Annotated in this window: 16 protein-coding genes; 4 read left to right on the forward strand and 12 right to left on the reverse strand. The window is 65.5% G+C overall.

Annotation, left to right across the window (positions count from 1 at the left end; translation table 11 throughout):
- Nucleotides 1–235: 235 nt before the first annotated feature.
- Nucleotides 236–3,001, forward strand: coding sequence for an aconitate hydratase AcnA (gene acnA, locus AC3ARF_RS07810; protein WP_498926758.1), 2,766 nt, complete (start codon nt 236–238; stop codon nt 2,999–3,001).
- Nucleotides 3,002–3,008: 7 nt separating this feature from the next.
- Here the strand turns inward: acnA and AC3ARF_RS07815 are convergent, their stop codons facing one another.
- Complete coding sequence (locus AC3ARF_RS07815) at nt 3,009–3,383, reverse strand: nuclear transport factor 2 family protein (RefSeq protein WP_498926760.1); 375 nt, start codon at nt 3,381–3,383, stop codon at nt 3,009–3,011.
- Nucleotides 3,384–3,629: 246 nt separating this feature from the next.
- On the opposite strand from AC3ARF_RS07815, the gene AC3ARF_RS07820 reads away from it, so the two are divergent.
- Both AC3ARF_RS07820 and AC3ARF_RS07825 read left to right on the forward strand, forming a co-directional pair.
- On the forward strand, nt 3,630–5,309 hold the full coding sequence (locus AC3ARF_RS07820; RefSeq protein ID WP_498926761.1) for a long-chain fatty acid--CoA ligase: 1,680 nt from the start codon (nt 3,630–3,632) through the stop codon (nt 5,307–5,309).
- A gap of 138 nt (nt 5,310–5,447) precedes the next feature.
- Nucleotides 5,448–6,317 (forward strand): crotonase/enoyl-CoA hydratase family protein, encoded by an 870-nt coding sequence (locus tag AC3ARF_RS07825; RefSeq protein WP_498926763.1) that lies wholly within the window; start codon nt 5,448–5,450, stop codon nt 6,315–6,317.
- A 22-nt stretch (nt 6,318–6,339) separates the two neighbouring features.
- Here AC3ARF_RS07825 and AC3ARF_RS07830 read toward each other — a convergent pair whose 3' ends face one another.
- The 5 genes from AC3ARF_RS07830 to AC3ARF_RS07850 form a co-directional block, all read right to left on the reverse strand.
- Nucleotides 6,340–8,523, reverse strand: a complete 2,184-nt coding sequence (locus AC3ARF_RS07830) for an ATP-binding protein (RefSeq protein ID WP_498926765.1) — start codon at nt 8,521–8,523, stop codon at nt 6,340–6,342.
- 3 nt (nt 8,524–8,526) lie between these two features.
- Nucleotides 8,527–9,585, reverse strand: a complete 1,059-nt coding sequence (locus AC3ARF_RS07835; protein WP_498926767.1) for an HD domain-containing phosphohydrolase — start codon at nt 9,583–9,585, stop codon at nt 8,527–8,529.
- Between the two features lie 104 nt (nt 9,586–9,689).
- Nucleotides 9,690–11,210, reverse strand: coding sequence for a lysine--tRNA ligase (lysS, locus tag AC3ARF_RS07840; RefSeq protein WP_498926769.1), 1,521 nt, complete (start codon nt 11,208–11,210; stop codon nt 9,690–9,692).
- Nucleotides 11,211–11,328: 118 nt separating this feature from the next.
- Nucleotides 11,329–12,457, reverse strand: a protein-coding gene (prfB, locus tag AC3ARF_RS07845; protein WP_498926770.1) for a peptide chain release factor 2 whose coding sequence is annotated in 2 segments (ribosomal slippage) — nt 11,329–12,381 and nt 12,383–12,457 — 1,128 coding nt in all. Because the reading frame shifts where the segments join, the coding sequence is not laid out codon by codon here.
- Nucleotides 12,458–12,534: 77 nt separating this feature from the next.
- A complete protein-coding gene (locus tag AC3ARF_RS07850; RefSeq protein WP_498926771.1) occupies nt 12,535–13,410 on the reverse strand; it encodes a LytTR family DNA-binding domain-containing protein in 876 nt (291 codons plus the stop codon).
- A gap of 152 nt (nt 13,411–13,562) precedes the next feature.
- Here AC3ARF_RS07850 and AC3ARF_RS07855 point away from each other — a divergent pair, with 152 nt between their 5' ends.
- Complete coding sequence (locus AC3ARF_RS07855) at nt 13,563–14,756, forward strand: acyltransferase family protein (RefSeq protein ID WP_498926773.1); 1,194 nt, start codon at nt 13,563–13,565, stop codon at nt 14,754–14,756.
- On the opposite strand, the gene recJ is transcribed toward AC3ARF_RS07855, so the two are convergent.
- The 6 genes from recJ to dapB form a co-directional block, all read right to left on the reverse strand.
- Entirely contained in the window at nt 14,702–16,417 is a 1,716-nt protein-coding gene (gene recJ, locus AC3ARF_RS07860; RefSeq protein ID WP_498926774.1) for a single-stranded-DNA-specific exonuclease RecJ, read from the reverse strand. The two genes, AC3ARF_RS07855 and recJ, sit on opposite strands and share 55 nt — an antisense overlap.
- Entirely contained in the window at nt 16,414–17,409 is a 996-nt protein-coding gene (locus AC3ARF_RS07865; RefSeq protein WP_498926776.1) for a phosphoglycerate mutase, read from the reverse strand. Before AC3ARF_RS07865 ends, recJ begins: the two co-directional genes overlap by 4 nt.
- A 3-nt stretch (nt 17,410–17,412) precedes the next feature.
- Nucleotides 17,413–17,889, reverse strand: coding sequence for a transcription elongation factor GreA (greA, locus tag AC3ARF_RS07870; protein ID WP_498926778.1), 477 nt, complete (start codon nt 17,887–17,889; stop codon nt 17,413–17,415).
- A gap of 204 nt (nt 17,890–18,093) precedes the next feature.
- Nucleotides 18,094–21,345, reverse strand: a complete 3,252-nt coding sequence (gene carB, locus AC3ARF_RS07875) for a carbamoyl-phosphate synthase large subunit (RefSeq protein ID WP_498926780.1) — start codon at nt 21,343–21,345, stop codon at nt 18,094–18,096.
- Between the two features lies 1 nt (nt 21,346).
- The gene (carA, locus tag AC3ARF_RS07880; protein WP_498926782.1) at nt 21,347–22,483 is read right to left on the reverse strand and encodes a glutamine-hydrolyzing carbamoyl-phosphate synthase small subunit; all 1,137 of its coding nucleotides are present in this window, start codon (nt 22,481–22,483) and stop codon (nt 21,347–21,349) included.
- Nucleotides 22,484–22,759: 276 nt separating this feature from the next.
- Nucleotides 22,760–23,473: a 4-hydroxy-tetrahydrodipicolinate reductase gene (dapB, locus tag AC3ARF_RS07885; RefSeq protein WP_498926783.1), complete on the reverse strand. Its 714-nt coding sequence runs from the start codon at nt 23,471–23,473 to the stop codon at nt 22,760–22,762.
- Nucleotides 23,474–23,491 lie beyond the last annotated feature (18 nt).

A 23,491-nucleotide genomic window follows, 5' to 3' on the forward strand; every position in this document is an offset into this window, starting at 1 on the left:
CAAGTTGCCGAACCCGTTCCGGGAAGCCGCCTGCAAAGGCATGAGCGGGGCTTCGACCAAGGTTCAATGCCCGGACACAGCGTTCCAGTCGGTGCCTCACCCAACCTGAATATGCCGTGCCCATAATGGCGAGGTACTGCCGCACCGGCCCCGCCATGCGGCACCGAAGGACGCCAGCCCGCCCCGCCTTTGCCTCTGGCTGGCACGCCACCCTGCCAAAGGAGCTGCAACCCCCATGAACGACTCCTTCTCGACGCGCCGGCAGTTGACTGTCAACGGCAAGTCCCTGACTTACTACAGCCTGCCGGCACTCGGCGAGCGCTTCGACCTGTCGAAGCTGCCCTACTCCATGAAGATCCTGCTCGAGAACCTGTTGCGGCACGAAGACGGTGGCATGACGGTCGGCAAGGAGCATATCGAGGCGGTGGCCAACTGGGACGCTCTGGAGGAACCGGACACCGAGATCGCGTTCATGCCCGCCCGCGTCGTGCTGCAGGACTTCACCGGCGTCCCGTGCGTCGTGGACCTCGCAGCAATGCGCGACGCGGTCACCCGCCTGGGGGGCAATCCCAAGCAGATCAATCCGCTGATCCCGTCGGAACTGGTGATCGACCACTCGGTGCAAGTCGACGTGTTCGGCCGCGCGGACGCGCTGGATCTCAATGGCAAGATCGAGTTCGAGCGCAACATGGAGCGGTACAGCTTCTTGCGCTGGGGGCAGAAGGCGTTCGAGAACTTCAAGGTGGTGCCGCCCAACACCGGCATCGTCCACCAGGTGAACCTGGAGAACCTGGCGCGAGTGGTCGTGGAGCGCGAGGTTCACGGTGAACTGCAGGCATTCCCCGACACCGTGTTCGGCACCGACAGCCACACCACCATGATCAATGGCATTGGCGTCCTCGGCTGGGGCGTGGGCGGCATCGAGGCCGAGGCGGCCATGCTGGGCCAGCCGTCATCGATGCTGATTCCGCAGGTGGTGGGTTTCAAGCTCACCGGCAGGTTGCCCGAGGGCACCACCGCCACCGACCTGGTGCTCACGGTCACCCAGATGCTGCGCAAGCTGGGGGTGGTGGGCAAGTTCGTCGAGTTCTTCGGCGAGGGCCTGCAGCATCTCCCGCTGGCCGATCGCGCCACGATCGCCAACATGGCGCCGGAGTACGGCGCCACCTGCGGCATCTTCCCCATCGACGCCGAGGCGCTGAACTATCTGCGCCTGTCAGGCCGCAGCAACGAGCAGATCGCGCTGGTGGAGGCCTACGCCAAGGCGCAGGGGCTGTGGCACGAACCGGGGGCGCCGGAAGCCACGTACTCCGCCACGCTGACACTCGACCTGGCTGATGTGAAGCCCTCGTTGGCCGGACCCAAGCGCCCGCAGGACCGCGTATTGCTGGGAGACATGCAGGCCAACTTCAGCGAAAACCTCCCCGGACTGATCACTGGTCGCAAAGCCAAGGTGGGTTGTGCCGAGTCTGATTTCCGCGAAGAAGGTGGCGCGCAACCACAGGCCGACCATCTGGCCGCGAAGCCGCAGTCGAAGATCCGCATCCACGACCAGGATGCCTACCTGCAGGACGGCTCGGTGGTGATCGCCGCGATCACTTCATGCACCAACACCTCCAATCCTGCGGTGATGATCGGCGCCGGCCTCCTGGCCCGCAATGCCGCGAGGCTCGGGCTGAAGGCCAAGCCCTGGGTGAAGACCTCGCTTGGACCAGGCTCGCTGGTGGTCACCGATTACCTGAAGAAGGCGGGCCTGCTGGATGACCTGGAACAACTGGGCTTCTACGTGGTGGGCTATGGCTGCACCACCTGCATCGGCAATTCGGGACCACTGCCGGACGTGGTGTCCAAGGGCATTGCCGAGAACGACCTGGTGGTCGCCTCGGTGCTGTCCGGTAACCGGAACTTCGAAGGGCGCGTGCATCCCGAAGTAAAGATGAACTACCTCGCCTCACCACCGCTGGTGGTGGCCTACGCCATCGCGGGCACGGTGGATATCGACCTGACACGCGACCCGCTGGGCTTCACGGAGGCGGGCGCGCCCGTACACCTGCGCGACATCTGGCCAACCAACAAGGAGATCGGCGATCTCATCGCCGCGACCGTGGGGCCGGAGTTGTTCGCCCAGAACTATGCCGACGTGTTCAAGGGCGATTCGCGCTGGAACCAGATTGCCTCCCCGGAAGGCGAGTCGTTCCACTGGGACGAGGCCTCCACCTACATCAAGAATCCGCCCTACTTCGACGGCATGAGCATGACCGTGGGCCACATCAACGACGTGCAGGGTGCGCGGGTGATGGGGCTGTTCGGCGACTCGATCACCACCGACCACATCTCGCCCGCGGGCAACATCAAGAAGGAGTCGCCGGCGGGTCGCTTCCTGCAAGAGCGAGGGGTGCAGCCGGCGGACTTCAACAGCTACGGGTCGCGTCGCGGCAATGACGATGTCATGGTCCGCGGCACCTTTGCCAACATCCGCGTCAAGAACCTGATGCTGGGTGGCGAGGAAGGCGGCAACACCCTGTATTACGGCCCCGGGGGCAGTGTGCCGGAGAAGTTGGCCATCTACGATGCGGCAATGAAGTACAAGGCGGATGGCGTGCCCCTGGTAGTGTTTGCCGGCAAGGAATACGGTACCGGCTCCAGCCGGGACTGGGCTGCCAAGGGCACCAACCTGCTGGGAGTAAAGGCCGTTGTGGCCGAAAGCTTTGAGCGCATCCACCGGTCCAACCTGGTGGGCATGGGTGTCCTGCCCCTGCAGTTCCACGTTGGCGAGAACGCGCAGACGCTTGGATTGGACGGTTCGGAAACGATCAGCATCACGGGCCTGGCGGATGGGGCGTCGCGCGTGGCCACGGTGCTGGCACGCAAGCCCGATGGTCGCGAGACGCGCTTCGAGGTCAAGGTGCTGCTGCTCACGCCCAAGGAGGTGGAGTACTTCCGCCACGGCGGCATCCTGCACTACGTACTGCGGCAGCTCGCCGCAAGGAAAGCGGCCTGACGCCGGCTCAGGGCAAGCCCTGCCCGCCATCGCTGCCCGTCCAGCGCAGGCTGGTGAGCTCCCACGCCTCACCAGCCTGGCGCCAGCCGCTCTCCACCTGGTACAGGCGCGCACTGTCGGGTAACACAGCGCCGTCGCCGCCGGTGAGCGCGGCGGTGAAGCGGACCGTGGCATGCGCGCCGTCGGCGGCCATGTCCACCTGCATCGGGCCCAGCGTTACACCCACCGCCCGGTAACGGAGGAACGCGACTTGGGCGGTACGGCGCAGGCCGACTCGATCCATGCCGTCGGGACCAATGAAGTCTTCGGCAACTTTGCCGGAGAGGCCTGCGGCATCACGCGCCTCCAACTCCTGCTGCGCCGCAGCAATCGTCTGGCGCAAACGGTCTTCCGGGGCCGTACGCGCGCAACCGTAGAGCGCACATGCGCACACTACAACCCAGAAACAACGCAAGAACCTGCCCAAGAACCTTGCCCCCGTGGGTCATCAACAACTTGTCCAACGCTAGCGGTACCGGGGCCGCCTTGCCAGTCCCAACAACCGTGTGCTCCAATCCGGACAAAGACCGTACGGCGGCGCATTCGCGTACCGAGCGGCCACAAAACGAGCGATATAGAGGGGATCGCGATGAGCAATGCACGACCATGGCTGGCCCAGTACCCGGCAGGAATTCCGTCGGAGATCGACGTCGACGAGTTTCCTTCCATCGTGTCGGTGCTCGATGCAGCGATCGCCAACTACCGTGATCGCCCCGCGTTCTCGAACCTCGGCAAGACGCTGACCTACGGCGAGATCGACCGGCTCAGCGCGCAGTTCGCCGCTTACCTGCTTGGCGAACTGAAGCTCAAGAAGGGCGATCGCGTCGCGATCATGATGCCCAACTGCCTGCAGTACCCCATCGCGACGTTCGGCATCCTTCGCGCGGGCCTGACGGTGGTCAACACCAACCCGATGTACACCGCCCGCGAACTCAGGCATCAGCTCGTGGATTCGGGTGCCAGCGTCGTGCTGGTGCTGGACAACTTCGGCCACACGGTGCAGGAAGTGCTGGCCGATACCCAGGTCAAGCAGGTGATCACCACTGGCCTCGGCGACATGCTTCCGTTCCCGAAAGGCTCCATCGTCAACTTCGTTCTCAAGTACGTGAAGAAGATGGTGCCCGACTACGACATCCCGGGGGCGATCCGTTTCCGCGATGCGTTGACGCTGGGCCAGATGCACAGCCTCCCGGAGGTGGACATCGAGTCCGGCGACATTGCCTTCCTGCAATACACGGGCGGGACCACCGGCGTGGCCAAGGGCGCGATGCTCACCCACCGCAATCTGGTCGCCAACATGCAGCAGGCTGCGGCATGGGTCGGGGGCAACATCAAGATGGGCGAGGAGATCATCGTCACCGCGCTGCCGCTGTACCACATCTTCGCGCTGACGGCGAACGGCCTGGTGTTCATGAAGTTCGGCGGCCTGAACTACATGATCACCAATCCCCGCGACATGCCTGCGTTCGTGAAGGAGCTCAAGAGCGTGCCGTTCACCGCGATTACCGGCGTGAACACGCTCTTCAATGGCCTGCTCCACACCCCGGGGTTCGACGAGATCGATTTCTCGCGCCTGCACCTTACCCTGGGGGGCGGCATGGCCGTGCAGCGCTCGGTCGCCGAGCGCTGGAAGCAGGTTACCGGCAATACGCTGGTGGAAGCTTATGGTCTGACCGAAACGTCGCCCGCCGCCTGCATCAACCCGATGACACTGGAGGAATACAACGGCGCCATCGGCCTGCCGATTCCCTCCACCGATGCCTGTGTCAAGGACGAGAACGGCAACCTCGTGCCGCAAGGCGAAGTGGGCGAACTGTGCATCAAGGGCCCACAGGTCATGAAGGGTTACTGGCAACGTCCGGAAGAGACCGCCGCGGTGATGGATGCAGACGGTTGGCTGCACACCGGCGACATGGCCCGGATGGATGAGAAGGGTTACTTCTACATCGTCGACCGCAAGAAGGACATGATCCTGGTCTCGGGCTTCAACGTGTACCCCAACGAGATCGAGGACGTGATCGCCATGATGCCCGGCGTACTGGAAGTCGCGGCCGTCGGCGTGCCCGACGACAAGTCCGGGGAAGCGGTCAAGGTGGTCATCGTCAAGAAGGATCCCAGCCTCACTGCCGAACAGGTGAAGGCACATGCGCGCGAGAACCTGACCGGGTACAAGCAGCCCAAGATCGTCGAGTTCCGCAAGGACCTGCCTAAGACCAATGTCGGCAAGATCTTGCGCCGGGAATTGCGTGACGAGACCCCCACGCACTGAGCTCGAGCGCCCGGTTTTTTCCTCGAAGGCCCCTCCCCGAGGGGCCTTCTCGTTTGCGGTCGAATTCGGGGTGTAGCATCGGACTCACTCCGCGTGCCACCCCGAAACCGCCACAACGCAACTACCGAGGAAGCAACCATGAGCGTCATCGAAAAGTTCTGCCGGATTCGCCCGTACCCCACCGTGGAAATCGAAGCCGACGAGAAAGGCAACGAAATCTGGATGTACATGCATGCCGACATCCGTCCGGGCATTCGTCCCTGTTTCCGCACCGAACTGATGGTGGACATGCATGCCTACCTGGCCTCCGTGGCGTCGCCTACCCCGCCGACAGGCAACGGCGAGCTGCGCCACCTGGTCATCGCCTCCTCGGCGCCGGCGTTCAATCTCGGCGGCGACCTGGACCTGTTCGGCAAGCTGATCCGCTCGGGCAACCGCGATGAACTGCTGGCCTATGCCCAGAGTTGCGTGGAAGGCGTGTATCAGTTCCACACTGGCCTTGGCGGGGACTTCCGCACGATTGCGCTGGTGCAGGGCGACGCGTTGGGCGGCGGCCTTGAGCTGGCCCTGTCCTGCCACACCATCGTCGCCGAGGAGGGCGTGGACATGGGGTTGCCCGAAGTCCTGTTCGGCCTGTTCCCGGGGATGGGCGCGTACTCCTTCCTCTCGCGTCGCGTCAGCCCCCAACTCGCCGAGCGCATCATCCTGGAAGGCCGCGTCTACACGAGCGACGAACTGCATGCCATGGGCGTGGTCGATGTACTCGTTCCCAAGGGCCACGGCGAGCAGGCCGTGCGTGAGCTGATCCGCCAGCAGCAGCGGGCACCGCACGCGCATCGCGCACTGAACCGCGTGCGTGCCCTGTCGCAGCCGGTGGAACGGGACGAACTGATGCGCATCACCGAAGTCTGGGTCGACACCGCCCTGCAACTGGGCGAGCGTTCGTTGCGGACCATGGAGCGTATCGTGCGCGCGCAGGCGCGGCGCGGCGGCGGCACGGTCGGGTGATGCCCGCCCGCCGTGCGCAGGGTCAGGGCGCGTTCTCGCCGCTCGCGCCCAAGGCCTGCGACCGCCGATCCAATGCCGAACGCCCCAGGGACAGCTGTTCGCCCAGCTTGATCGCGTGTTGCCGCCAATCGCGGGAGAGCTGCCAGTCCTGCATGCGCATCACCTCGCCGCTGGCCGCGGAAAGGCGCATCAGTCCAAGGTTGCTGGCCACGCCTTTGAGGGCGTGGGCCTGTTCCCGGATGCGGTCCCAATCCCCATGGTCGCCGCCCTGACTGAGTTGCATCAGGCATTCTTCGGCATCGCGCAGGCACTGCACGATGAATTCACGTTCGAACGACTCGCCCAAACCCAGCGATCGCAGTTCGTCCAATACGCCCGGATCGAACACGTTGGCCGCGAGTCCACCCTCCCCCCGCGCTGCCACGGGGGCCGCCGTTGGCGCCACGCCATTGGCCAGGTTGCCCAGCAATTCCAGCAAACGCGACGTGGCGACAGGCTTGGCCAGGAATTCCCACGCACCTGCCCGACGGCAAGCCTCGATCGCATCGGGGGTCACATCGGCGCTTAGCACCATCACCGGCGTCTTGGCTGGCGCACCGGCCTGCAGTACCCGCAGGTGGTGAAGCAGGTCAAGGCCACTCATGTCCGGCATGTGCAGGTCGACGATTGCCGCATCGAACTCGGCCTGCTCCATCGCCGACAGGACATCCTCGCCGCTGTCCACGCTGGTAACCCGGTGGCCGGCCTTGCGCAGCAGGCGCTCCAGCACCAGCCGGTTGGCCGCGTGATCGTCGGCAATCAGGATGCGCATGCTGCGCACGCGCGCCCGATGGCGCAGGAACGGGTCGGAGAACGCAATGACGTTCTCGGCGGCGTCCGCCGTGTCCCGGTGCCCCCCCGCGCTCGAAGCCTCGCCCACGCCGGAAGGCAGTGCCACCGACTGCCGGCTGGGAACGTCGAAGGGCAACTCCACCCAGAAGCGGCTGCCCCGTCCTTCGGCACTCTCGAAACCAATCGTGCCGCCCATCGCCTCGGTCAGGCCCTTGGCAATCGTGGTGCCCAAGCCCGTCCCGCCGTAGCGGCGCCCCAGGCTGGAGTCGGCCTGTTCAAACGCTTCGAACAGGCGATGGCGCACTGATTCCGGGACGCCAACGCCGGTGTCGGTGACGGTGAAGCGCAGGCGCGCCCGACCATCGAGCGCGCCCACCGAACTGACCTGCAGACTGACCGAGCCCTGCTGGGTGAACTTGACCGCATTGCCCGCAAGGTTCAGCAGCACCTGCCGAAGGTGCGCAACGTCCCCGCACAGCAACGTCGGTACCGAATCGTCCAGGGACGTGGAGAAGCGCAGCCGCTTGGCGCGGGCCTGTGGCGCCAGGATCAGCCCGATGCTGTCCACCAGGTCGCGCGGCGAGAACTCGGTCAGGTCCAGCTTCAGCTTTCCCGCCTCGATGGCGGAGATATCCAGCACGTCCTGCACCAGCGCCAGCAGCGACTGGGTGGAAGCGCGAATGGTGTTGACGCACTCGCGCTGTTCTTCGTCCAGGCGGGTGGCGGCCAGCAGTTCCGACATGCCCGCCAGGCCATTGAGTGGCGTGCGGAACTCGTGGCTCATGTTGGCCAGGAAACGTGACTTGGCCTCACTTGCGCGGCGCGCTTCATCGGTCGCCCGCGTTAGTGCGCGCAGTAGGCCAGAGAGGTACATGGGCACCGCCGCCAATCCCAGCAACAGCCCCACGGCAAGCACGCGGTTGCCCTGCCAATAAGGCGTCACGACGATGACATAACTGAATGCCGCCGAGGCCATCAGCACTGCTGCCGCGAGGTAACGGTTGCCGAAGCGGAGGCCATTGCCCACCGTGACCCACATCAGGATCACATAGACCCAGGCGAGGGGCTCGCCCATCCGCACCATGGCCGCGGCCATCAGCCCATAGTCGGCGGCCATGCCGATTCCGCGCCGCAGGTGCGATCGCTCCGGCTGCGCCACGATCCAGCCAAGCAGTCCGGCACCGATGGTGAAGCCCGTCGCCACCATGGCCAGCACGTCACCGTAGACGGCCGCCGGCATGCTGTCGCGCACGCCACTGAGCTTGAGATACAGCAGGACCACCAGCAACACGGCCAGCCGCACCATCGCCTGGCCATGCTCGCTGTCAGTGCGCTGCGAGAGACGCGACCTAAGCCAATCCAGGAAATGGTTCATCGGTCACTCCCTTTCCGACCGGGGGCTGCCCTTGGAGTAGCGGCGGCAGATGTCGTGCAGGCGTTCGCTGGCCCGGATCAGCACATCGACGCAATCCGGATCGAATAGACGTCCACGCTCGGCGGCCAGGTACTCCAATGCTTCCTCGATGGTCCACGCATGCTTGTACGGGCGTGGCGACAACAGTGCGTCGAACACATCCGCCGTCGCCACGATCCTCGCTTCCAACGGGATCTCCACGCCGACCAGGCCATCCGGGTAACCGGATCCGTCGAATCGCTCGTGGTGGCGCAATGCGATGGTGGCACCCAGTTGGATGAAGCGGTTCTGGCTGCCACTGAGCAGATGGTGGCCGATGCGCGGATGCGTGCGCATGACCTCGCGCTCGTCTTCGTTGAGCGGACCGGCCTTCAGCAGCACCGAGTCCGGGATCGCGATCTTGCCCACGTCATGAAGAGGCGCCGCCATCTCGATCAGCCGGGCCTCTTCCTCCGACATGCCCAGTTCCTCGGCGATGAGGCCCGCAACGTGGGCCATGCGCTCCAGATACACGCTGGTGCCGGTGTCGCGCAGTTCAATGGCGCGCGCCAGGCGTGACAGCGTCTCGCGCTCGCGCTCTTCCACCTCGTGCATGCTCGCCAGCAGCCGCTGCTCAAGCGACAGCGCACGCTGCTTCACGTGCTCGGACTGTTGCCGCAGGTGCAGAAGGTTGCGGCAGCGTGCGCGCAACTCGCGCGGACGCACGGGCTTGACCAGGAAATCGATTACCCCCGCGTCAAGCGCCGCTTGCCGGAGAGGTTCGTCCCCGACCACCGTGACCAGGATGATCGGCACGTCGCGATGGGTGGGGCGACGGCGGAACCGACGGGCGAACTCCAGCCCGTCGATGCCCGGCATGCGGTAGTCCAGCAGCAACAGATCGGAGTGGCCGGCCTCGCACCATGCCAGCGCGGTTTCCGGTTCGCCGAAGTCGTGGACCTGCAACTCCGGGGTGATGTCCTCGATGATGCGCCGCAGCATCGTTCGCGCGGAGGTCTGATCATCGACAATGACCACATTCACTCAGGCACCTGCCCTTTGTGCCGCAAAGGGCGCGGCACGCTGTGCCCAGCATATCGTCCCGTTCGGGTGCATGCAGCCATTCCTTGGCAAAAGTGGGTAGCGGTTCAGCTGTGCTCGGGACGCATGTACGGGAACAGCAGCACGTCGCGGATCGAGGACGAGGCGGTCAACAACATCACCAGACGGTCAATTCCGATGCCCAGGCCACCCGTCGGCGGCATGCCCACTTCCAGCGCACGAATGTAGTCGGCGTCGAAATGCATGGCTTCGTCGTCGCCGCCGGCCTTTGCCTCCACCTGCGCCTGGAAGCGCGCGGCCTGGTCCTCGGGGTCGTTGAGCTCGGAGAAGCCATTGGCCAGTTCCTTGCCCCCGATGAACAGCTCGAAGCGGTCGGTAAGCTCGGAGTCGTGGTCGCTGGCGCGCGCCAGCGGACTGACCTCCACCGGATGGTCGGTGATGAAGGTCGGCTGGATCAGGGTGTGTTCGGCGGTCTTCTCGAAAATTTCCAGCAGCATCTTGCCCCAGCCGTAGGACGCCTTCACCGGAATCTTCAGGCGGGCGCAGTGCGCACGCATCTTCTCCACATCACGCAGATCACCGCGGGCGATTTCCGGGTTGTGCTCCAGCACGGCGTCAGTCATCGACCAGCGGCGGAAGACTGGCGCCATGTCGATGGTGTTGCCGTCCCAGTCCACCTCGGTGGTGCCCAGCACGGTCTGCGCCACGTCACGGATCACGCCTTCGGTCAGGTCCATGATCTCGTTGTAGGTGGCGTAGGCCTCGTACAGCTCGAGCATGGTGAACTCGGGGTTGTGCCGCGTGGACACGCCCTCGTTGCGGAAGTTGCGGTTGATCTCGTAGACGCGTTCCATGCCCCCGACCACCAGGCGCTTGAGGTACAGCTCCGGCGCCACGCGCAGGTACAGCTGCAGGTCCAGCGCATTGTGGTGGGTGACGAAGGGCTTGGCCGTCGCGCCGCCGGGGATGTAATGCATCATCGGCGTCTCGACCTCGAGGAAGCGGCGGGCATCCAGCCACGCGCGCATCTCGCGGATGATCTTGCTGCGCTTCACGAACACGTCCCGCGCCTCGGGGTTGACCACCAGGTCGACGTAGCGTTGGCGGTAACGCTGCTCCACGTCGGCCAGGCCATGGAACTTGTCGGGCAGCGGGCGCAGTGCCTTGGTCAGCAGGCGCAGCGACTCGGCCTTGACCGAAAGCTCGCCGGTCTTGGTGCGCGTGACCACGCCCTCGGCGCCAACGATGTCGCCCACATCCCAGCCCTTGAAGGCTTCGTAGGTGTCGCCCAAGGCGTTGGACTGGAGGAACAGCTGGATCCGGCCGGACTCATCCTGCACCTGCACGAAGCTGGCCTTGCCCATCACCCGCTTGAGCAGGATGCGGCCCGCGACGACCACCCTATGCGCCTTCGCTTCCAGCGCCTCGACCGTCCAGGTGTCCCGGTCGGCGTAGGCAGCCTGCAGGTCGCCAGCGTAGTCATGGCGCTTGAAATCGTTCGGGAAGGCGATGCCCTCCCCGCGCAGCGCCGTCAGTTTGGCGCGACGCTCGGCGATCAGGAAGTTCTCGTCGGCAGGCGTCTGGGCAGGGGTGGTCTGGTCGGTCATCGCGGTAGGGAATGTGGGGGTTACGGAATGCATCGTGCCGGCTACGGCACCGGTATGCCAGCAGAAGCCCGCCTGGCTCCATCAACGGGGCGGCAACCGCCCCGTCATTGCCGGCGGGTCAGGCCATGTCGGCGCGTTTGGAACCGGCCTCCAGGCCGGCCTTCAGGCTGGCCTCGACGAACTCGTCCAGGTCGCCGTCCAGCACCTTCTGGGTATCGCTGCGCTCAACGCCGGTACGCAGATCCTTGATGCGGCTCTGGTCGAGAACGTAGTTGCGGATCTGGCTGCCCCAGCCAATGTCGGACTTGGTTGCCTCCAGCGCGTCGCGCTCCGCGTTGCGCTTCTGCATCTCTAGCTCGTAGAGCTTGGCGGCCAGCATCTTCATCGCATTGTCGCGGTTCTGGTGCTGGCTGCGCCCGGTCTGGCACGCGACCACGATGCCCGAGGGCACATGGGTGATGCGCACCGCCGACTCGGTCTTGTTGACGTGCTGGCCACCTGCGCCGGACGAGCGATAGACGTCGGTCTTCAGGTCGGCGGGGTTGATGTCGATCTCGAAGCTGTCATCGACTTCCGGCGACACGAAGACCGAGGTGAACGAGGTATGGCGTCGATTGTCTGAATCGAACGGCGACTTGCGCACCAGGCGGTGCACGCCGGTCTCGGTCTTGAGCCATCCAAAAGCGAAGTCGCCTTCGACACGGAGCGTGGCTGACTTGATGCCCGCGACGTCGCCGCCGCTGACTTCCATCAACTCGGTCTTCCAGCCGCGCGCCTCGCACCAGCGCAGGTACATGCGCAGCAGAATTTCCGCCCAGTCCTGGGCCTCGGTACCGCCGGCACCAGCCTGGATGTCGACGAAAGCGTTGGCCGAGTCCATCTTGCCGGAGAACATGCGCTGGAACTCCAGCTTCTCCACGTCCTTCGCATAGCGTTCCACGTCGGCCACCACGGCCAGCGCGGTGCCCTCGTCGTCTTCCATCTCGGCCAGTTCAAGCAGCTCGTTGGCGCCGACCAACCCATCGGTCAGGCTGCGGATGCCGCCAACGACCTTGTCCAGCGAGGCGCGCTCACGCCCCAGCGCCTGGGCCCGCTCGGCGTCGTTCCAGACGTCGGGGCTTTCCAGCTCGCGGTTTACTTCTTCGAGGCGTTCAACCTTGCCATCGAAGTCAAAGATACCCCCTAAGCGAATCCAGCCGTTCCCGAAGGTCGGCGATTCGCTGGCGGACGGGATTCAGCTCGATCATGCTGGGTGTCCGTATTGGTCTTGCGGTGATGAACCCGCAATTCTAGCAAGCCAAGAGCCCCTGCAGGCGAAGTGCGCTCAGGCGGCGATCGCCGGTGGCCGCAGGGCGTCCCGATAGCGCCGGCTGCACGGAAGCTCAGTGCCGTCCTTGAGATGCACGCGCGCGTCACCGGTCTCAACCGGCTGGATCGAGGCAACCTGGTCCAGATTGACCATGTAGCTGCGGTGTATGCGTACAAACCGCGCGGGGTCCAGCTTGGCTTCGATCCCGGACATCGTGGTCCGAAGAGGGTAATCGTGGCCCCGCACGCGCAGGTTCACGTAGTTGCCCGAGGCTTGCAGCCACTCGATGTCCGCCGCCGCCACCAGGAACTCCCGCCCCAGCTTACGCACCAGGAAGCGCTCGGGGCGGTCGGTGGGCTCCACCGGCTCCCCCTCGTCCGGGTTGGACAAGAGTGTGGCCTCACCCTGCATTCGCCGCAGCACAAGCCGGTAGATCTCGATGGTGGCGACCATGCCCACGTACGTCCGGACGTCCTTCAGGTACTCGTATGTCAGCTCAAGGGTCAAAGGGCCGAAGTCGTAGACCATGCCTTGGCTGGCGTACGCCAGCTTACGCAGGCCTACCATCCCGGCGACATGGACCATGGAGAAGACCACGCTGCCCAGCAGATGGCGGGAGAGCTGCTGGCCCAGGTTGTCCCAGTGGAGGGGAAAACGCCGGGTGAACCACACCAGTGGGAGGACCAGCAGGAGGAACATGAGCCCGCTGGACACCTCCCACGCCGCGGGCTCCCAGTCGGCAAAGGTCAGTTCCGCCCGGCGCACGTCCATGAGCACGGTGATGCTGTTCGCGACCGCATTCACCAGGGTCAACCCCAGCCAGTACCCGACCTCCACGGTGCGTTTCCACGGCAGGTAGCGTTCGTAGGCAGGGGTAGCGCGTGTCGTCATCCGCGCATTCTACCGAGGCGACTTCGAGAAGCTTTTCGTTCCGCCCCTGCGGTCCGCGGCTCGTCCCTGCGGCTTGGGATTTCGTCACTTCGGGCGGTATGGATCCCGCGGGCCGGTGGAGGATGGCCACCTCAGCCAAGGACGCAAAGACCATGATCCGTCGCCATGATCTCGATTGGGTGCGCGTTGCTGCCTTTGGCCTGCTGGTCCTCTATCACGTCGGCATGTACTACGTGAGCTGGGACTGGCACGTCAAGAGCCCGTTCGCCAGCCCCACCATCGAACCACTGATGCTGCTCACCAGCCCGTGGCGACTGTCGCTTCTGTTCCTGATATCGGGGGTGGCCACCGCCTTCTTGGTGGCAAAGCGCCCCGAACGATTCCTGGCCCAGCGCTCCTGGCGCCTTCTTGTTCCCCTGATCTTTGGCATGCTGGTGGTGGTCGCGCCACAGGCGTATTTTGAGGTGGTGGAAAAGCTAAATTATTCAGACGGATACATTGCTTTCTACAAGCGATACCTCATGGCAGACACTAACTTCTGCCGCGACGCAGATTGCCTGGACGTGCCCACCTGGAATCATCTCTGGTTCGTGGCTTACCTGTGGGTCTACACCGTGCTGCTGGTGGCGCTGCGTCGGGGATTCCCCGGGGCGATGGATTGGATGGGGCAGCGACTGCGGCGGCACCTCCGAGGTGCGGCGCTGCTGGCCGGACCGGCCATGTTGTTGGCAGCCGTGCGATTGGGCCTGGTCGGACGCTTCGAATCGACCCATGCCGTGGTCGATGACTGGTACAACCACGCGCAGTACCTGCCCCTGTTCCTGGCCGGCTTCTGGCTGGCCACGGCAGACGACGTCTGGAACGAAATCGAACGCCTGAGATGGCCCGCCACCACGCTGGCAATGGCCAGCTACGCCTTCATCGCGTGGTACTTCAGCCGGTACAGCGATGCCAGTCCCCCGCCGGACGCGCTCCGAATGCTCCAGCGCGGCCTCTGGGGGCTGGACCAGTGGGCCAGCATTGTCGCCATCCTCGGCTGGGCCCGGCATGGGGTTCAGCGTGGCGGCCCCCTCCTGCGCTATCTCTCCGGCGCGGTCTTCCCGGTGTACATCCTGCACCAGACGCTGATCGTCGCCTTCGCGCACTGGGCCAAACCACTGGGACTCATACCGGCGATCGAGGGGCCACTGATGGTTCTCGCCACCTTCTCTGCCAGCTTGGCCGGCTACGAGGTGATCCGCCGACTCCGGTGGCTGCGCCCACTGTTCGGGCTCAAGCGCCGGACTGAGGGTCAGACGGGCTCGCGGTACGTCACCACCAGCTGCACGGCGTCGCCACCGCGGTAGTCATCGGGCTCGAGCCGGTACGCGATCCGCACCCGGCCCCCAGGGGGCGCGCCAGTCCAGCCGCCGAACTCGATTGCATTCAAGCGGCGGCCCGCGTGGCCCAACTCCAACTTGAGGTGGCGCTCGGCGATCACGCGCCACTGCAGCACGTCGAATTCGCCATCGAACTGCGGCTCAGGGAAGCCCTGGCCCCAAGGGCCCGCGTCACGCAGCGCTTCCGCACTGGAGCGTGTGAATTCCGTCGGGGCCAACTCCCCGTCCGAGAGCACGTCCACCTCCAGCAACTCCGGCGTCAGCACTGCCAAGGCGCGATCGCGGAAGGCCTGCTCGAATGCGGGAAGGGAGTCTGCTTTCAGTGAGAGCCCTGCCGCCATTGCGTGGCCCCCAAAGCGTTCGATGAGCCCCGGGTGCCGGCTGTCCACGTCCGCAATGGCGTCGCGGATGTGGAAGCCAGGAATGGAGCGCGCCGAGCCGCGGAGCATGCAACTGCCAGGCTCTGCCGGTGCGAACGCCACCACCGGTCGGTGCACCCGCTCCTTGATCTTGGAGGCAACCAGGCCAATCACGCCCGGGTGCCATTCGGTGTCGAACAGGCACAGGGACACCGGCACCGCGCCGTCGGCGAGGGCCACGCGGGCGACCGCGGCCGCGGCCTCGTCGGTCATCTGCTGCTGGCGGCTGCGGCGTTCGCCGTTGATGGCGTCCAGGGTGGCCGCCATGCTGCGTGCCTGTTCCAAGTCGTCCGTCAGCAGGCACTCGATGCCGAGCGCCATGTCTTCCAGCCGACCCGCGGCATTGATGCGCGGGCCGATGGCGTAACCGATGTCGGCTGAGGTCAGGCGTGCGGGGTCCCGCTGGGCGACTTCGATCAGCGCCTGCAACCCCGCACAGCCCTGCCCCGCGCGCAAACGACGCAGGCCCGCGGCCACGAGGGCCCGGTTGTTGGTGTCCAGCGGGACCAGATCGGCCACCGTACCGACGGCCACCAGATCCAGCAGCGAGGCAAGGTCGGGCCCGGGAGTGTCGATGAGGCCGTTCTCGCGAAGGCGACGACGCAGCGCCACCAACACGTAGAAGATCACGCCGACGCCGGCCAGGACCTTGCTCGGGAAAGCGTCACCCCGCAGGTTGGGATTGACGATGGCATCCGCCGGGGGCAGCGACTCGCCGGGCAGATGGTGGTCGGTCACCAGCACCTGCCAGCCACGCGACTTCGCGGCTGCGATGCCTGGATGGCATGCAATGCCATGGTCCACGGTGATGACCAGATCGGGCTGCAAGGCGGCCAGTTCGTCCACCAGCGCAGGTGAAAGCCCGTAACCGTGCACGATGCGATTGGGCACGGCATGCGAAACGCGGCGTGCGCCCAGCATCCGCAATCCGCGCACGCCGACCGCACAGGCGGTGGCGCCGTCGCAGTCGAAGTCCCCAACCACCACGATGTGGCGATCCCGGGCCATGGCGTCGGCGATCAGTGTCGTGGCAGAGTCCAGCCCGCCCAGGAGTTCCGGCGGCAAGAGCTGAGTCAGGCGCGGCTGGGCCTGTTCGATGCTGGCGGCACCCCGAGCAGAGTAAACCCGCTGCAATAGCGGCGGAACGCGCTCGGGCCACTCGCCAAGGCCAACTTCCGGGCGGCGACGCAGCTTCGAGCCGGGCGTCATGCGTCCAAGGCTCCCAGTGCGCGGCGCCAGAGCCGCCAACGTTGGCCGGCCGTCAGGACGAACATATACCCATCGGCGAAATCCAGCGTCGCACGCTGAAGGCGTCCAGCCAGAATGTCCTCATGCAACGGTGCCAACCAGTCGCGTTCCAATGCTGCGAGGTCCCGCGCGTGGCGCAGGTCGAACAGTTCGCGGCGCTCTTCAGCATTGACCCTAGCGTTCGAGCCCAGCAGCGGCGCCGATGGCCACTTGGCGGGCAACGCCACCGTTGTCGCACCCGCCAGAGACGCCATCGCCGCCAACGCCTCGTCATCAGTGGCGATGTTTGCGTAATCGGTACGCACTACTCCCGGAAGAAGCCCCGCGCCCCAGAACCACAACGAGTTCACCGGCGCCAATCCTTTCGCCAGCCGCTCCGCGTTGCGGGGGTGGTTGTGCAGGACCACCTGCGCCTCGCTCAGTAGCGCACGCCAGCGCTTCCCTTCGCCGGTTTCGTCGGCGGAGGCGCCCGGAAGATGGTCGAACACATCGTCGCCCAATGCCATGTCGGGGGGCACAAACAATGGCCATTTGGCACCAGCCGGCAGGCGCAGGTACCAGCGCGACGGGTCCGGAGCGTCGATCGGAAGGCCCGCGTCCCCAAACAGCGGGCGCAGGGCGGGCAGGAATGCCTGGACGTCGGCGGCATCCAGCGCCAGCGCCGGGCCATGCGCGAGCAGCCGCGCGCCGTTGATGTCCGGGCGGACGTAGGCAGGGTCAGCGCGCAACCATGCAGCGCCAATCGCATCGCCCACGTCACGCTGGCGCGTCGCGGCGGCCACTGGCCACGTCCGCGGGAGGACCTCCAGCACCCGTCCCAACTGCCCCACTCCATGGCCGTCGGTAGGGTCAAAGGTGCGCTCTGCCCGAGCGAGGCGTGCTGCGAGCGCTGGCGGTAGACGCTGCTGCGCCAGACGCGCGCGGGCCGGCAGCAGGAGCGTCGCGGACGTCATCGGTCAGCCGAGGTAACGAACCGCGACGATTTCGTACTCGCGGGTGCCGCCCGGCGCCTCGATGGTGATGCTGTCACCCTCGTGCTTGCCGATCAGGGCCCGTGCCACCGGTGATGAAATCGCGATCCAGCCCTGTTTGATATCGGCTTCCAAGTCGCCGACGATCTGGTAGGTCTTGGACTCGTCGCTATCCACGTCGACCAGTTCGACGGTGGCGCCGAACACAACACGCGACCCTGCGTTGAGCGAGGAGACGTCGATCACCTGCGCGTGCGACAGCTCTGCTTCGAGTTGCTTGATGCGGCCTTCGATGAAGCCCTGCTGTTCGCGTGCGGCGTGGTATTCGGCGTTCTCCTTGAGATCGCCGTGGGCACGTGCTTCGGCGATGGCATTGATGACCGCCGGGCGCTTGACCGACTTCAGCTCGTCCAGTTCGGCACGCAAACGCTGCGCGCCTTTCATGGTGATGGGTGCTCGCATTGCAAAAAATCCTCGTGCCGACGTGGACGCCAGCGCGTTTGATCCAATGATCCCGCCGGCAGGTCGCCGGCGGCTTATGTTCCGATTGTGCACCGAAGGGGCCGGGGCGTCATGCTGCCCTGCTCCCTGCCCTACGCCCCCCGAACGATCCGGGCGCGCCCGAAGACGCCACCGGCTGCACGCACGGTGGCTGTCGGGCGTCGGTCAGGCGCTGCCCTGCACCTCGGCGTGCAGTTCCTGCAGCGACCAGACCGGACCAGTACCACGGTAGTCGAGCGAGTTGACCAGCGCGCGGGCACCCGACACCGTCGTCGAGTAGGTCACGCGCTGCTGCAACGCCTCGCGGCGGATCGAGAAAGAGTCGTTGATGGCCTGGCGGCCCTCGGTCGTGTTGATGATGTACGCAATCTCGCCGTTCTTGATCAGGTCCACGATGTGCGGACGACCTTCGGTGACCTTGTTGATTCGCTCGCACGCCAAGCCTTGCTCCGTGAGGAACGCATGGGTGCCGCTGGTGGCCACCAGCGTGTAGCCGCGCTTGACCAGGTCCTGCGCCACTGACAGCACGCGCTGCTTGTCCGGGTCGCGCACCGAGATGAACACCTTGCCCGTCGGCTGCAGCGCCTTGATTCCGCCAGCTTCCTGCGCGCGCGCCATTGCCGCGCCGAAGTTGCGGCCCACGCCCATCACCTCGCCGGTGGAGCGCATCTCCGGCCCGAGGATCGGGTCCACGCCCTGGAACTTGGCGAACGGGAAGATCGCTTCCTTGACCGAGTAGTAGTCAGGGATGATTTCCTTCGTTGCACCCTGCTCCGCCAGCGTCTGGCCGACCATGCAGCGTGCGGCGATCTTGGCCAGCGCCATGCCCGTCGCCTTGGAGACGAACGGCACGGTGCGCGAGGCACGCGGGTTCACTTCGATCAGGTAAACGGTGTCGTTGCCCTGCTCGTCGAAGGTGATCGCGAACTGGGTGTTCATCAGGCCGACCACGTTCAGTGCCTTGGCCAGCGCCACCACTTGCGCGCGCAACTTCTCCTGCACGGCCGGGGTCAGCGAGTACGGCGGCAATGAGCAGGACGAGTCGCCGGAATGAACGCCGGCTTCTTCGATGTGCTCCATCACGCCCCCGACCAGCACGTTGCCGTCCTTGTCGGCGATGACGTCGACGTCGACTTCGACGGCGTTGTCGAGGAAGCGGTCCAGCAGCACCGGCGAGTCGTTGGACACCTTGACCGCGTCACGGATGTAGCGGGTCAGGTCGGCGTCGGAGTAGACGATCTCCATCGCGCGGCCACCCAGCACGTAGCTGGGACGCACCACCAGCGGGTAGCCGATCTGCGACGCCAGCAGCAGCGCCTCTTCCGGGTTGCGCGCGGTGCGGTTCAGCGGCTGCGCCAGACCCAGGTCCTGTACCAGCTTCTGGAAGCGCTCGCGGTCCTCGGCCAGGTCAATGCTGTCCGGGGTGGTGCCGATCACCGGCACGCCGTTGGCCTCCAGCGCGCGCGCCAGCTTCAGCGGGGTCTGTCCGCCGTACTGCACGATCACGCCCTTGGGCTTCTCCAGGTCGCAGATCTCCAGCACGTCTTCCAGCGTCAGCGGCTCGAAGTACAGGCGGTCGGAAGTGTCGTAGTCGGTCGACACCGTCTCCGGATTGCAGTTGACCATGATGGTTTCATAGCCGTCCTCGCGCAGGGCGAGCGCGGCATGCACGCAGCAGTAGTCGAACTCGATGCCCTGGCCGATGCGGTTGGGGCCGCCCCCGAGCACGATGATCTTGTTGCGGTTGGTCGGCTGCGCCTCGCACTCGTCCTCGTAGGTCGAGTACATGTACGCGGTGGTCGTGGCGAATTCCGCCGCGCACGAGTCCACGCGCTTATACACCGGACGCACGCCAAAGGCGCGGCGAAGGGTGCGCACGGCCGTTTCGTCGGTACTGGTCAGCTGGGCCAGGCGCGCATCGGAGAAGCCCATGCGCTTGAGTTCGCGCATGCGCCTGGCATCGATACCACCCAGGCCGCCGATGGCCACGTCCTTCTCCGTCGCGATGATCTCCTCGATCTGGTCGAGGAACCACGGATCGACGAACGACAGCGCGTGGATGTCCTCCACGCTCATGCCCGCACGGAACGCATCGCCGATGTGGAACATGCGCTCCGGACCCGGCTCCTTCAGTTCGCGCTTCAGGGTGGCGACGTCCGTCTCGTTGCCCAAGTCGAGCCCCGTCGGGTCGAGACCCACCTTGCCGGTCTCCAGTCCGCGCAGCGCCTTCTGCAACGACTCCTGGAATGTGCGGCCCATCGCCATCACCTCACCCACCGACTTCATCTGCGTGGTGAGGCGCGCGTCGGCCTGAGGGAACTTCTCGAACGCGAAGCGGGGGATTTTGGTCACCACGTAGTCGATCGACGGCTCGAACGAGGCCGGGGTCTTGCCGCCGGTGATCTCGTTGCGCAGCTCGTCCAGCGTGTAGCCCACCGCCAGCTTGGCCGCGATCTTGGCGATCGGGAAACCCGTGGCCTTGGACGCCAGCGCCGACGAACGCGACACGCGCGGATTCATCTCAATGACCACGACGCGGCCGTTCTGCGCATTGATGCCGAACTGCACGTTGGAACCGCCCGTGTCCACCCCGATCTTGCGCAGCACGGCGATGGAGGCATCGCGCAGGCGCTGGTATTCCTTGTCGGTCAGGGTCTGTGCGGGGGCCACGGTGATCGAGTCACCGGTGTGGACGCCCATGGCGTCGAAGTTCTCGATCGAGCAGACGATGATGCAGTTGTCCGCCTTGTCACGGACCACCTCCATCTCGAATTCCTTCCAGCCCAGCACCGACTCCTCCACGAGGATCTCGCTGACCGGCGAGAGTTCAAGGCCGCGCTTGGCGATTTCCTCGAACTCTTCTTTGTTGTAGGCGATGCCGCCGCCAGTCCCACCGAGGGTGAAGGACGGACGAATGATCGTCGGGTAGCCAACCTTGGCCTGGATTTCCACCGCCTGCTCGAAGGTCTTGGCGACTGCGGCCTTCGGGCATTCCAGGCCGATTTCCTGCATGGCCACGCGAAACAGCTCGCGGTCCTCGGCCATTCGGATCGCATCGCGCGAGGCGCCGATCAGCTCGACGTTGTATTTCTCCAGCACGCCGTGGTCGGCCAGGTCCAGGGCGCAGTTCAGCGCGGTCTGGCCACCCATGGTCGGCAGCAGTGCATCAGGCTTTTCCTTGGCGATGATCTTCTCGACCGTCTGCCAGTTGATCGGCTCGATGTACACGGCGTCGGCCATGTTCGGGTCGGTCATGATCGTGGCCGGGTTGCTGTTGACCAGCACCACGCGGTAACCCTCGTCGCGCAGGGCCTTGCAAGCCTGCGCGCCGGAATAGTCGAACTCGCAGGCCTGGCCGATCACGATCGGACCTGCGCCGATGATCAGGACGGTCTTGATGTCAGTGCGCTTGGGCATTTCAGTTGTTCTCCGCGCGCTGGCTTTGCATCTGCGCAATGAATCGATCAAAGAGCGGGGACACGTCATGCGGGCCCGGGCTCGCCTCTGGATGTCCCTGGAAGCTGTAAGCAGGCGCATCGGTCAGGGCGATACCCTGGTTGGTGCCGTCGAACAGCGAGCGGTGGGTCACCCGCACGTTCGCCGGCAGGGTCGGCTCATCGACCGCGAAGCCGTGGTTCTGCGAGGTGATCATCACGCGCCCCGTGTCGAGGTCCTGCACCGGGTGGTTGGCGCCATGGTGGCCGTGGGGCATCTTCATGGTCTGCGCGCCACAGGCCAGCGCCAGCAACTGGTGGCCCAGGCAGATGCCAAAGGTCGGCACCTTCGCGGCGATGAACTCCTTGATGGCGGCGATCGCGTAATCGCACGGTGCCGGGTCACCCGGACCGTTGGAAAGGAACACGCCGTCCGGCTTCATTGCCAACACGTCGGCTGCGGGTGTCTGGGCCGGTACGACGGTCACGCGGCAGCCGCGCTCGGCAATCATCCGCAGGATGTTGATCTTCACGCCGAAGTCGTAGGCGACCACATGGAACTTGCGCTCGGCCTGCACGAAGGCGCCGGTGTCCAGGTCCAGCTCGCCGTCGGTCCATTCGTAACGGTTGGCGGTGCTCACCACCTTGGCCAGGTCCATGCCTTTCAAGCCCGGGAACTTGCGGGCGGCTTCGATGGCCTTCTCCGGGTCCACGTCGCCGGCCATGACCGCGCCATTCTGTGCGCCCTTGTCGCGCAGGATGCGGGTCAGCTTGCGGGTATCGATGTCGGCGATGGCGACGATGCCACGGGCCTTCAGCCACTCCGGCAGCGATACCTCGCTACGCCAGTTGCTGGGTCGGCGCGGCACGTTGCGCACGATCAGGCCGGACGCCCACACCTTCGTGGCCTCGTCGTCCTGTTCGGTGCAGCCGGTGTTGCCGATGTGGGGATAGGTCAGGGTCACGAGCTGACGCGCGTAGGACGGGTCTGTCAGGACTTCCTGGTAACCGGTGAGCGCGGTGTTGAACACCACTTCGCCGACGGAAAGTCCGGGCGCGCCTACGGAAACGCCCTCGAAGATGGTGCCGTCTTCGAGCGCGAGGATTGCGGGTTGGGTCACGGGGGTCGCCTTGGGTGCCGAGGGGTGCTGACCATCCGCCCTGCGCACGGCCGCGGAAAGCGGCTTGCAGCAAAGCGCGGACGCGGTTTCTAACCGGTCCGGCGGGAGGAGTTCAGGCGAGCGAGAATTCTAGCGGGATCGGCACCCCGGCGCCAGCGTTCATTGGCCCGAAAGGGAGCCTTCAGTCAGACTCCGCACACACGGGAGGATTCCCCTCGGCCGGGTGAAAGTCCCTGTTCAGCATCGAATGACATTGAACTGACGCCAATTCGACAACTAGTCGAGCAGGTCCCGCACCCGGTAATTTCCGGCCGGTCGGCCCACCAGCCGCCCCGCACAGTGCAGGGCCCCACGGGCGAAGATGTCCCGGTTGGTGGCCCGGTGGACGAGTTCGATCCGCTCACCCAAGGTGGTGAACTGCACCAGATGCTCGCCGACGATGTCGCCAGCCCGCAGCGAGGCATAACGCGGCTCGGCGCCACCGTAGCGTGCGTGTTCGCCAAGTGTCAGTGCGGTCCCGGAGGGGGCGTCGAGTTTGTGGACGTGATGCGACTCGACGATGTCGCAATCCCATCCCTTCAATGCCTGGGCGGCACGCTCAACGAGATCGTTCAGCACCGCCACCCCGAGGCTGAAGTTGGACGCCCACAGCACCGGGATCTGCCGTGTGGCGGCCGCCAGCGCCTCTCGCTGGACAGGCTCCAGCCCCGTGGTCCCCGAGACAAGCGCCGCGCCACGCGCCACGCACAACTCAAGGATCCGCTCGAGTCCATCGGGGAGACTGAAGTCGATGGCCACATCAAACGCCGGCGCCTGCGACAGCTCGGAGGCGCCCAGCCGATGCATGCCTGGCAGTGTCGGCAGGTGCTCCGGTGCGCGGGCCACGGCGCCGACCACCTGCAGGGCGGACTGTTCGGAGGCAAGTCGCAGCAGCGCCTGCCCCATGCGCCCGGAAGCGCCATGGATTAGAACTCGGATGGGCGTATTCATCCGCTTATCTTGACGCCA

This window comes from Lysobacter sp. KACC 24251 (genome assembly GCF_057747755.1).